At 41.1% G+C, this 12458-nt stretch carries 9 protein-coding genes; 2 read left to right on the plus strand and 7 right to left on the minus strand.

The genetic code is table 11. The features are described 5' to 3' along the window. Nucleotides 1-6: 6 nt before the first annotated feature. Together ACM46_RS03050 and ACM46_RS03055 are read left to right on the plus strand one after the other, a co-directional pair. Entirely contained in the window at nt 7-708 is a 702-nt protein-coding gene (locus ACM46_RS03050; RefSeq protein ID WP_048505127.1) for a 3'-5' exonuclease, read from the plus strand. A gap of 3 nt (nt 709-711) precedes the next feature. Then, on the plus strand, nt 712-1038 hold the full coding sequence (locus ACM46_RS03055; protein WP_048505128.1) for an SUF system Fe-S cluster assembly protein: 327 nt from the start codon (nt 712-714) through the stop codon (nt 1036-1038). Between the two features lie 372 nt (nt 1039-1410). On the opposite strand, the gene ACM46_RS03060 is transcribed toward ACM46_RS03055, so the two are convergent. The 7 genes from ACM46_RS03060 to cobA form a co-directional block, all read right to left on the minus strand. Further along, nucleotides 1411-2247, minus strand: a complete 837-nt coding sequence (locus ACM46_RS03060; protein ID WP_048505129.1) for a sulfurtransferase — start codon at nt 2245-2247, stop codon at nt 1411-1413. A gap of 196 nt (nt 2248-2443) precedes the next feature. After that, nucleotides 2444-3292 carry a hydroxymethylglutaryl-CoA lyase gene (locus tag ACM46_RS03065; protein ID WP_048505130.1) on the minus strand — a complete coding sequence of 283 codons (849 nt, stop codon included), beginning with the start codon at nt 3290-3292 and terminating at the stop codon, nt 2444-2446. A 387-nt stretch (nt 3293-3679) separates the two neighbouring features. Beyond that, on the minus strand, nt 3680-5203 hold the full coding sequence (locus tag ACM46_RS03070; RefSeq protein WP_048505131.1) for a TSUP family transporter: 1524 nt from the start codon (nt 5201-5203) through the stop codon (nt 3680-3682). A gap of 6 nt (nt 5204-5209) precedes the next feature. Beyond that, a complete protein-coding gene (locus ACM46_RS03075) occupies nt 5210-8083 on the minus strand; it encodes a TonB-dependent receptor (protein ID WP_083997323.1) in 2874 nt (957 codons plus the stop codon). Nucleotides 8084-8221: 138 nt separating this feature from the next. Beyond that, complete coding sequence (locus ACM46_RS03080; protein WP_048505132.1) at nt 8222-9895, minus strand: NADPH-dependent assimilatory sulfite reductase hemoprotein subunit; 1674 nt, start codon at nt 9893-9895, stop codon at nt 8222-8224. A 21-nt stretch (nt 9896-9916) separates the two neighbouring features. Beyond that, on the minus strand, nt 9917-11623 hold the full coding sequence (locus ACM46_RS03085) for a diflavin oxidoreductase (RefSeq protein WP_048505133.1): 1707 nt from the start codon (nt 11621-11623) through the stop codon (nt 9917-9919). Then, nucleotides 11613-12458 carry a uroporphyrinogen-III C-methyltransferase gene (gene cobA, locus ACM46_RS03090; protein WP_048505134.1) on the minus strand — a complete coding sequence of 282 codons (846 nt, stop codon included), beginning with the start codon at nt 12456-12458 and terminating at the stop codon, nt 11613-11615. Before cobA ends, ACM46_RS03085 begins: the two co-directional genes overlap by 11 nt.

Raw genomic sequence — 12458 nt, forward strand, 5'->3', positions numbered from 1 at the left:
ACACATATGATACAGCACATTCCAATAGAAAAAGTTTTATTCCTTGATATTGAGACGGTTCCGGGATCAGGTTCATGGGATGAGCTTCCTGAAGCAGAACAGAAACTTTGGGACAAAAAGACAAGATTTCAGCGAAAAGAAGAGGTTACGGCCGAAGAATTTTACGACCGGGCAGGTATTATGGCCGAATTCGGAAAGATCATCTGCATTACCATCGGAATGGTGGAAAAGAATGATACTCTGAAGATTAAAAGCTTTTCCGGTCATGATGAAAAGAAAATGCTCACAGAATTCGGAGAAATATTTAACAGCCCAAGACTAAATAATGTAATTCTGTGTGCCCACAACGGAAAGGAATTTGATTTTCCGTGGATCGCCAGAAGATATTTAATCAATGGAATGCAGCCTCCGGTTCCTTTTCAGATGTTTGGAAAAAAACCGTGGGAAATTCCACATATTGATACCATGGAGCTCTGGAAATTCGGGGATTATAAAAGCTTTGTTTCTCTGGAATTACTGGCTCATGTCTTTGGAATTCCCACGCCTAAAGACGATATAGACGGCTCAATGGTTTCATCAATCTACTACATAGAAAAAGACTTGCAGAGAATTGTAGACTATTGTGAAAAAGATGTCTTAACTTTGGCAAATGTTTTCCGGCGGATGCGTCAGGAAGATTTGTTGAAAAGGAATATCAATCTAGATTAAAAAATGAAATTTACAGACGATCAAATTGCTGACATTGGTGAGGAAATCATCAAGGTCTTAAAATCCGTATACGACCCAGAAATTCCGGTAGATATTTACGAATTAGGTCTGATATATGACGTACAGATCTCCGAAGATGGCGATGTAAAAATTATAATGACCCTTACGACTCCTAACTGTCCTGTTGCAGAAACACTTCCACAAGAAGTAAAAGACAAGGTAGGAGATGTAGAAGGTGTAAAAAGTGTAGATTTAGAGCTTACTTTTGAACCAAGCTGGAATAAGGATATGATGAGTGAAGAAGCCAAGTTTGAATTGGGAATGCTTTAAATTCAGGTAAGGAAAAGGGAGAATGGAAGTTTTTAGAGCCATCAATCAATTTCTTACTCTTTTCTTTCATCCATCAGGAATAATATAAAACCCGGAAAGTTTCCGGGTTCTCTTGTTTTAGTCTGTTTTGGTTTTAATAAATACAGATGAAGTTTTTTAAAATTTCACGCAGATGAATCAGATGAGGCAGATTCTTACCTCTTTAATCTGCTCAATCCGCATGATCCGCGAGGGTAAAAAAGAAATCGTCATAAAGTTTAAATGATACGAAGCCTACTTTTAAATTCCAATATATGACAAAATTTTTAAGATAAGTCTAACAGCAATAATAAGCCTCCCTATAATCTAGCCTCCTGCTCCGTCTTCCAGCCTTTAAATCTCTTTCGCAATCTCTTTTTCTTCTCTTCTGCTCCATTCACTCCAGGATCCCACATACAGGTCAGGAATCGGGAAACCTGCATAATTCAAAGCTAGAATGGTATGGCATGCCGTAACTCCTGAACCGCAATGAATGATTAAATGCTGAGGTTTATTGTTTAAAAGTTGAGTATATTTTTCTTTTAAAAGTTCTGGTTTAAGAAAGTTTCCATTTTCGTCAAGGTTTTCAGAAAAGGGAATATTAATCGCTCCCGGAATATGTCCGGCAACCAGATCAATAGGTTCAGATTCTCCTTTATAACGGTAAGCATCTCTCACATCAACCACTGTAGACAAATTGTTTATCAACTCATTTTCAACATCTTCCAGCGGCTTTACCGGAAGAAGCCATTTTTCCTGATGAATCACAGAAGTCTTCTCAAATGTTTCTTCACCGGATGAAAATTCTAGCCCTTCTTTTTCAGCAGCCTGAAATCCGCCGTCAAGAACCTGTACCTTTTTCAATCCAAAAGATTTTAACATCCACCATGCTCTGGCGGCCGCATTGGCTCCATTTTTATCATCATATACAACCACATGAGCATTTTCCGATATGCCAAGATCTGAAAGTGTTTCAGCAAATTTAGCAACATCAGGGAGCGGGTGTCTTCCTCCAAAAGCGGCATCTTCTCCTATTTCAGCCAGATCTTTATCCAGATCTATAAAACGGGCTTCTTTGATGTGTTTTTCAAGATAGGTTTGATAGACCTCTTTCCCTACTCTGGCATCAAGGATGATAAGATTTTCAGTGGGAAGATTTTTTAAATCGGATGGGGAGATTATCGGTGACATTTTTGTTGATTTTGGGTTTAAATGATCTATTTTGGCTAAAGCCGATTGAGTTTTTAATATAGGAAAGCGGGTTAAAACCCGCCCCTATTGATATTTATTCTGCCATTTAGATTTTACAGATTGTATCTATTTTTGTGCTTTTTAAAGCAATTCAATCTGCTTTATCAGCCTGATCTGCGCGAGTATTATTTCTTATTTAAAAATGAAAAATATCCTTCGCTTTATTGTATGAACTTTCAAAATTCAGCAGATTCAGTTTGTGTTCTGCTTTTTCTACACTCATAAAATTGATCACCTGTTCTGTAGGCATATTTCCTACCAGGTCATCTTTGGCCATAGGACATCCTCCGATGCCTTTAATAGCACTGTCGAATCTTCTGCAGCCTTTATCATAAGCAGCTTTCAGTTTTGAATAAGAATCTTCGTAGCGGTTATGAAAGTGTCCTCCGAAATTGATCTCCGGATATTTTGACGGAATTTTTTCGAATAAAAGAGCAATGGTTTCAGGGGTTGCCACCCCTGTGGTATCAGACAGAAGAACATCTTTGATTCCAATCTCTGAAAATCTTTTGGCCCAGAAATCTACATCTTCCCATTTCCACATTTCTCCGTAAGGATTTCCGAAAGCCATGGAAAAATAGATATTCAGCTGTTTTTCTTCACTTTTAACCAGTTCAAGCATTTTGATGATCTCATTAAAAGCCTCTTCCTGGTTTTTGTTGGTATTCCTGTGTTGAAAAGTCTCCGAAATAGAGAACGGAAAGCCTAAAATATCTACACTCTGATGTTTCAGCGCTTTTTCTGCCCCTCTGTAATTTCCGATGATGGCAGAAACTTTGGTATTGGATAAAGATGTATCAATATTTTCAGCCACCTCATCAGAATCGGCCATCTGTGGAATTGCTTTGGGGGAAACAAAACTCAGACAGTCCAGCACATCAAAACCAACCTCCATCAGTGAGTTGATGTAATCTATTTTTTTTGCAGTAGGGATAAATTCTCCCCAACCCTGCATGGCATCTCTAGGACATTCTGTAAGAAACATTTTTACTTTTTGATTTTCTCAAATATAATAAAACTAAATAATTTATATACCAGGCATACAAATCTAACATTATTTTGATTTTCAAAGATTTACAAACGATTTAAAATTTCAATAACTGATATATGCCGCCGGATAAACTATTCAAGAAGTAAAAACGGCTGTTTTGTAAAGTTGGAATCGAGAGTCAAGAACCAAGACTTCAGATTTCTAGATTAGGGCTAAGACTAAGGCTGAGACTGAGACTGAGGAATGTCAATGGTCAATTTTGCTTTGCAAGTGAAATGTGAAACTCTCCAATCCCGCACACCCCTCTAACCTCGTATCCCGAAACCCTCAAACTCTCAAACTCTCCGACTCTCAAACCCGTATCCCACACTTTCCATTCAGCTACGTTAATGACTTTACAATGGTTATCAAACTCATAATAATCACCACAACGCCTACAATGGCAAACATCTTCTTAGCGGGTAGTCTGGATGTAAACATCGCGGAAAAAGGAGCCGTAAAAACCCCACCTAAAAGAAGCCCCAACACAATATTCCAGTGATGGATCCCTATCGTAAAAATAAAGGTGACTGCACTAACTACAGTCAGTAAAAACTTAGCCAGAGTAGAGCTTCCTACCACATACCGTGGTGTTCTTCCTTCTTTGATGAGTGTTCCGGTAACCAAAGGGCCCCAGCCTCCTCCGGCAAAAGAATCAATAAATCCTCCGGCCAGTCCTAATATTCTCAGATTCGTTCTTTTTTTAAACCTGTTTCCGGATCTTTTTTCTTTTCCTTTAAAAGCGTTTCTAAGAATATTCACTCCCAGATACAGCGTATAGCATGCAATGACAGGTTTCACGATATGGGCATAGTATTCTCCGAAATGAGACAGAGCAAATGCCCCGATAAAAGCACCTACAGCAGCCACGGGAAACAGAATCCACACCATTTTTTTATTGACGTTTCCTAATTTGTAATGGCTTATACTTCCTGCCGCGGAGGTAAAAGATTCCGCTGAGTGAATACTTGCACTCACTACCGGAGGCGGAACATTCAACAACAGAAGAATCGTTGTACAGATCACTCCATAGCCCATTCCCATTGATCCCGCTACAATTTCTGCCAGAAAACCCGCCAGCAGCATCCAGTAAAAAATATGTCCGTCTTTGCTCAGGAAATTCTGAATATCTCCTGACAGATCAAACTGGTAAATAATACCTCCCAAAACGCCTACAAGGATGAGAACCCCAATAATTCCAAGATAAATATTAGCTCTTCTCTGTACCGCTTTGGTAATGGTAATCAGTTTTTGTATTTCGGGATTGATTTCTGCCGATTGATTGTTTTTTTCATTCAGATAACTGGTTGTCAATCTGTTTAATTCTTTTACTTTATAGGTAAAATCTCCTTTCAGCTGGTTCCTGATATGTTGCATATTCACCAGGAGGCCATCCATTTCATCCTCCGGAATGGTTTCCGTTAAAATCTCGCGCAACCGTTTGGCAACCGTAGGAGACTTTCCGTTGGTGGAAATACCAATTTTAAGATCTCCTTTTTTTACAATGGATCCTAAGTAGAAATCACACAAATCCGGCTTATCAGCAATATTCACCAGTATATTATGCTCATGGGCCCTGCTGCAGATGCGTTCTGCCAAAGAAATATCATTAACCGCCACAATCGCAACGTCGGCACTGTTAAAATCATTATCGGTATAGGATCTTTCATGCAGGGTAAGATTAGGATAATTCTGCTTCAGATCTTTAATCTGATCACTGATTTCCTTTGCGACCAGTTTAATGCGTGCGGCGGGAGAATTGGCCAGAACAGACTGTAGTTTTTCAAGCGCAATGTTCCCTCCACCAATGATAAGCAGCGACAGTTCTTCCAGTTTTAAAAATATAGGATATAGCGAGTTACTCATTTTTACTTAAAGTTTTAGATCATATGTAAAAGACATGTAGTACAGCCCTCCTATCTCGGGCCCTGCGGCATACTGAAAATAGCGGCGGTTCAGCAGGTTGGTTGCACCTATCTTAACGTTTGCTCTGATTTCAGGGATTCTCCACGTAGCCTGTGCATCAATGGTGTAATAGGCCGGAATTTTTCCTGATGCCAGCGGACTCTCCCATAAAAAGCTATCCTGCCATCTTGCTGCAACGGTAAATCCTACATTTTTAATAATTTCTCTATTACCCAGACTTACATTCACAGCCCATTTCGGTGTGTTGAAAGCCGTGATAAACAGATCTGAAGTATTGGATGAAATAAGATCGTTAAATGACACATTCACATTGACATTATAGTTTTTCACCAGATTATAACGGATGCCCAAAGCAGTCCCGAAACTTTTGTAGGTACTGTTACTGTTGGTATACACCCTGTATCGGTCTTGCTTCGTTCTGTCGAGCATAGCCAAAACAGAATTATCACTTCCTATTTTTTCGTTTTTAGGAACGGCTACTTCCACCTGCCCCAAAAATCCTTCATAAATATTGTAATAAAAATCCCAGTCGATTACAAGTTTGCTGTTCAATAAAGCGGCTTTATATCCTACTTCAAAAGAATTGACCTTTTCAGGCTGAAGTTTCGGAAGATTGGCTGCTGTGAGCAGGTTTCTATTTTTCAGGGCGGCCTGATTTTGGCTTTCTCCTCCATCTACCTCCTTATTTACGGCGGCTACGAACTGATCAATAGAAGCCAGCGTGTACGAATTTTCAAGATAACCCAATCCATCATTCGCTTTTGAAAGCCCTCCTACTCTTCTTACGTTCCCGTTGTTAACGAACGACAAAGCTTCAAACAGAGAAGGAAAACGATATCCATTTTGAAAAGATGCTCTGAAATTATGCTGATTCACTGGAGAATAGACAACGCTCACTCTCGGATTAAATTTCGTATCAAATTCAGGATTCCGGTCTGCACGCAGAGCCAGATTAAGTTTTAATTTATCCTCAAAAAACAGCTTTGTCACCTGAACAAATGCCCCATACTTCTGATAAATGACATCTTTTCCAAAAGTTCCGTCTGCAAGGCGGATATTCCGTTCACTGACCGGTCTGTCGAAATCAACAAAATTATTCCCGTCCGGTGTGATGCTGTACAATCGGTAATCTGCTCCGGCCAGAAGGCTGAATACTTTCACCAGCCTGCTGAAATCATACGTAATTTCCCCCTGGTAAAAACGGGATTTCTGTTCAAGCTTGGCCCCTCCTGTAGCCGGAGCTCCTGCAATTCCTGCATTGGCAGAATCCCAGTTATTGATTCCGATAATTGTATTTTTCAGCTGTTCAAAAGCAGTTGTTCCAGGGCGGACTCTGTTTCTGTCTGCTTCCTGGCGTGCTGCAATAAAAGCATCATTCAGGTTGATCCCCGCATTCAGTCTGTCCTGAAGAACGTTCTGAAAGATATTTTTCCAGTTATTGTTGGAAAGATTGGTAAGATCCAGATTGTCTGCCAACGGTTTCAGATTATAAGAATCTCCCGTATTTTCTATGGACATATACGCTCTGAATGTCAACTCTTTACCTGTGAGCTCTACTTTATGATTCTGGACTGTGGCATTCTGCAGCCGGATCTTATTTCCTCTCTGAAATGTTCCGTCCAAAAGCCCATAGCGGTATACGTAGGAAGTTTTCCACTGGTCTCCGAAACGGTAATACAGCCCTGCATCAAATTTTACATTTTTCACTTCCGGACTGATCAGGTCTTTTTCATAGTATCCTGTTCTGGCTACATTGAAGGTCGTAGGTTTTCCATTATAACTGACTTTCACCGTGGTTCGGTTGTTTCTTTCGTCTCCGTATTTGTTCCAGAGATCTTCCGCAGGATTATTAGTGAGAGAAAAGTTCGGATTGGCCGTAACGAACGAATTGGGGTTTTGATCAGTGTGATTATCAGAGATCCAATCTACTCCGCTGAAGTAAGACGCATTGATCTTAAAAGCCAGATTTTTATTGATCAGTTTAGCAATTCTTACGGCACTTTCGCCTAATGCCGCTGTCTTGTGGCTGATATTGTCTACATGATTAACCCCGCCCCGGAAATAAAGACTCACTCCTTCTGAAGTAAACGGATCTTTAGTCTGAAGGCTGGCGAGCCCGTTGACAGCATTCATCCCGTAAAGAGCAGATGCCGCTCCGGGCGTAATTTCCATCGACTGGATATCGAGTTCTGTAGGGCCAATAGCATTTCCCAAAGGAACTCCCAACGTAGCAGACTGCACATCCACACCGTCTACCAGCTGCATAAACCGGAAGTTGTTCGGAGAATTGAACCCTCTTGAATTGGGCACTTTTAATGTTAAACTTGAAGTCAGCAGCTGCAATCCTTTTACGTTTTCAAGTGTTTCATAAAAAGAGGCGGCGGGGCTTTCCCGGATGGTCTTAATATCAATTTTCTCAATCGCAATGGGTGACCTCATCACTTTCTCGGGCACACGGGAAGCGGAAATCACCACTTCATTGATAATGGTATTCTGAGGATTGAGTTCTATTGCGATTTTATTGGACAGTGAAAGAATTTCTGCGGTATGCTTTGCAAAACCTTCTTTAGCCACTACAATTCTGAAAGGGATTTTCACCCTTGTTCTCAGGCTAAAGTTTCCATTCTCATCGGTAACTGCAGTATCTGTAGTGTTCTCTACATTAATATGCACCTCTGCTAGACCTTTATGCGTATCTGTATGCTGAATGGTCCCGCTTACTTCGATAAGCTGCTGTGCCTGGGCAAAGCCTGCAAACGCTAAGATAAATACAATAAAACTTATTTTTTTCTGAAAATATTTTTTTGGTATGGATTTCACTGGGGTTAAATTTTAGGGTTAATGAATAGGTGATGTATTGATCGTCAATAAACAGCACATACACATTCGTATCCCTAAAAGATGATGGTTATTTTTCCGGACTTTTGCCTTTTGATAAAGGAGATTGATCATATTATTTTATTTTGCGGTTTGTAAATAGCGGTAAGAGAAATCACCAAATGTATCCTCATCCGTTTTTGTTTTGGAATAGATTCCGAAAAGTTCATCAAGTGTCTGCAGGATCTCTTCTTCGTCTATATTTTCTTTAAATTTTGTATTCAGACGCATTCCCAGACGATCTCCTCCGATGTGAAGGTTGTATCTGCCGTACGCCGTACCTACCAAACCAATTTCTGCATTGGGAGACCTTCCGCAGCCATTCGGGCAGCCTGTCATCCGGATGGTGATATCTTCGTTCTGAAGTCCGTATTTTTCCAGAACAGGTTCTATTTTCGTGACCAAAACCGGGAGATAACGCTGTCCTTCTGCTAAAGCCAATGAGCAGGTATTCAAAGCTACACAAGCCACGGAGTTTTTACGCAGAGGACTTGCCTCTTCCGTATATGAGGAAATTCCATGTTCTTTAAGGATGCTTTCGATTTCAGATTTATCTTCTTCCAGAATATCGGACAGAATCAGATTCTGATTACAGGTGAACCTGAAATTCGCTTTTCCGGTCTCTGCAATTTTTAACAATCCTGATTTTAACGGATAATCTTCTGTATCCAGGACTCTTCCATGTTCTACAAAAACGGTAAAGAACCATTTTCCTTCATGATTCTGCACCCAGCCATAGCGGTCTTTTCGCTGTTCAAAAGTAAATTCCCGGGCTTCTTCAAAACTAAAGCCTGTTCTTTTCTCTACTTCTTCACGATAGCCATCAATCCCGAGCTTATCGATCGTATATTTTAATCTCGACAGTTTCCTGTCGCTTCTGTTTCCAAAGTCACGCTGTACCGTAATAATTTCATAGACTGCCTTCAGAGCCTTTTCTTCTGTGTCTACAAAACCCAGAACAGATGCCAGACGGGCGTAGGTGGCATCATTTCCGTGAGTGGCACCCATTCCGCCTCCTGCGGCAATATTATACCCTGAAATCTTACCGTTTTCGATAACAGCAATCAGGGCGATATCATTGATAAAGACATCAACATCGTTGTTGGGAGGAACAGCAATTCCAATTTTCAGTTTACGGGGCAGATATCTGTCCTGATACAGTGGATCTTCTTCCGCTTTACGGTCAATCACCATTTCTTCATCAATCCACAGATCATAATAGGATTTTGTTTTGGGCAGACACATTTCACTAATTTTTCCTGCCAATTCATAGACTTCCTGATGCAGTGGAGATTCGGAAGGATTGGAAGTACAGGTCACATTTCTGTTGACATCCCCACATGCCGCAATAGAATCCAGATGCTGGAGATTGAACTGCTGAATGGTAGGTTTTACATGTGATTTTAAAATCCCGTGCAGCTGAATGGTCTGGCGGGTCGTAATTTTGATAACCCCTGTGGAATGATCTCCTGCAATTTCATGAAGTCCTGCCCATTGTTCAGGCGTTAAAAAACCTCCCGGAAGCCTTAGGCGGATCATGTAGGAATACAGCCATTCCAGTTTTTTCTTTACTCTTTCTTCCCTTCTGTCCCTGTCATCCTGCTGATACATTCCATGGAATTTGATAAGGGTTTGGTCATCTTCTCTGATAGCTCCGGTGAAATCATCCAGAAGGCTTTCCTTCAGGGTTCCTCTGAGCCCGTTGCTGCCGGTTTTTATCCGTTCTACCGGCGAAAGGTTATTCTTATCGGTCATATTTTCTATCCTTTTTCGTTTTTAATACACATCTTTAACATATCTTCCGCTGAGTTCCAGTTCTTCCAGGTAGGCAAGAGCCGATTCCTGACTGTGCTTTCCTTTTTCCTGAATAATGTTCAGAAGGGTTTTCTCCACATCTCTGCTCATAGGATCTCTGGTTCCGCAGACGTAAAGGGATGCTCCTCCTTCAATCCAGTGATAGACTTCCTGGGCTTTCTGCTCCAACCGATGCTGAACATATATTTTTTCGTCAGTATCTCTGGAAAAAGCAAGATCCAGATGGGTTAAAGTTCCTGTCTTGAGAAAATCCTGCAGTTCGGACTGGTACAGAAAATCTGAGACAAAATTCCGGTCTCCGAAAAAGAGCCAGTTTCTTCCTTCAGCCCCCGCAGCATCTCTTTCATAAAGGAAGGATCTGAAAGGAGCAATCCCGGTTCCGGGCCCTATCATGATAATGTCTTTTTCCGGCTCCGGAAGTCTGAAATGTTTGGCTTCCTGAATGTAGAATTCCAGGGTTTCTCCTTCTTTAAATTCAGCCAGAAAACCGCTGCATAATCCGTTCTGTTTTTTATCATTAATGAAAAATTCAGACTTGGCTACGGTAATATGAATTTCAGAATCTCCATGCGCTTCCAGTGATGAAGAAATTGAATATAAACGTGGAGACTGTCCGGTTAAAACAGCAATCACCTGTTCAAAATCGTCCGCATTTTTTACGGGATAGATTTTAAGCAGATCAAGAAGGCCCAGGCGTACTTCAGGAATGTGATGTCCCGTAATTTGTGCATACTGAGCGACTGTTGTTTTCAGCAGATAACTGATATTGAGATGCCTGTACAAAAGTTCTTCTGCACTTGCCGTAATTTTAGCGGTGGTAATCTGTTTTCCGGGATTAATTCCGGTCAGGCTGATAATTTCGTCCACCTCTGCTTTTGAATTGACTGCAATAACGCCTAATGCATCTCCCGGGCTGTAGACCAGCGGATCTTCCGTTTCAATTTCGATGTGATACGTTTCTTTTCCGGAGCCGATATCATTGAGATTAATAATAGAAGCCACAGTTCCTTTGTATTTTCTGCGTCCTGTTGCAGTTTTGGGTGCACTGCTTATTTTCTGACCTATTTCAGCCGTTTTATGAACTACATTGATAATATGTTCTGCCCAGGCATGGGATTCCTGTTCATAATCTATATCACATTTCTTCAAAGGAATAATTCGCTGCGCTCCCAGTAATTCAAATCTGGAATCTACATCTTCCCCCGTTTTACAGAATAGCGGATAACTGCTGTCTCCTAAAGCCAGAACTCCGAATTTCAAGCTAGAAAGATCCGGATCATTTTCATGAAGATAATCGTAGAATTTCTTGGCCAGAATCGGAGGTTCTCCTTCTCCCTGTGTACTTATGATGATAAAGAAAAGCCCTTCTTTGGCAAGATCTTTTGTTTTATATTGGGAAAGATCCGCCAGCTTCACCTGAACGCCTTTCTTTTTGATGATTCCCGCCAGTTCTACCGCCAACTTTTTACTGTTTCCGGTTTCTGTTCCGTAAGCCAGTGTTATTTTGCTTACCGAAATGGCTTCCGGTGCTGCGATGGAAGAAAGAGACGGAGTATTGACGGATGCTCCTGCGATTCCTGCGAGAAAACCGCTTGCCCAGACGGCCTCATCCCGTGAAAAACCGCCGGATATTTCTTTAAGGGCGTTTAATTTTGTTTCAGACAGCATATTCGAATAGATTTTGAATGTTTGACACTAAGCTTCCGTTCGTTACAGATTTAAAGTAAATCCCTTCCTGTATAGGCTCCTGTAACCAGGAAAATTCTTCATGAAGATTAACCACCTTACCCACCACAACAAGCGACGGAGATACAAATTCTTTATGTTCAAAATTTTGGTGAAAATCTTCCAGAGAAGAGGTATAAACTTTCTGGTAAGGTGTCGTTGCCTGTTCAATCACGGCAATTTTTTTACCTTCCGTTTTTCCCAATGCCAGAAACTTGGCTACCAGTCCGTTCAGATTTCCTTTGGACATGTAGAATACCAGCGTATCTTCTGAGGTGCCAAGTTCTTTCCAGTACTCATCACTGAGAATTTCAGTTTTGTAGTAGGTCAGGAATCGTACGGACGTTGCGTAGCCTCTCGCGGTCAAAGGCATTCCTGCATAAGCTGCGGCTCCGGATGCTGCTGTGATTCCGGGAACAATTTCATAAGGAATGCGATATTCTTTCAGAGCTTTCAGTTCATCCAAAACATTGGAGAAGAAGGAAATATCACCTCCTTTAAGTCTTACCACTGTTTTTCCCTGCTCAGCAAGTTCTACAATCAGTGTATTGATATGTGACTGGGGTGTAGATGCATTTTTACTGCATTCTTTTCCCACATAGATAATCTCTGTATTTTTATTGGCATAACGGCTGATGATGTCCGGACTCACAAGGCGGTCACACAAAATGACATCGGCTGCGGCAATGGCTTTTACGGCTTTTACGGTGATGAGATCAGGGTCGCCGGGCCCTGCACCGACAAGATAAACCTGCGGCGTACTGCTATATTTTTTCAT

The organism is Chryseobacterium angstadtii, assembly GCF_001045465.1.
Classification (GTDB): domain Bacteria; phylum Bacteroidota; class Bacteroidia; order Flavobacteriales; family Weeksellaceae; genus Chryseobacterium; species Chryseobacterium angstadtii.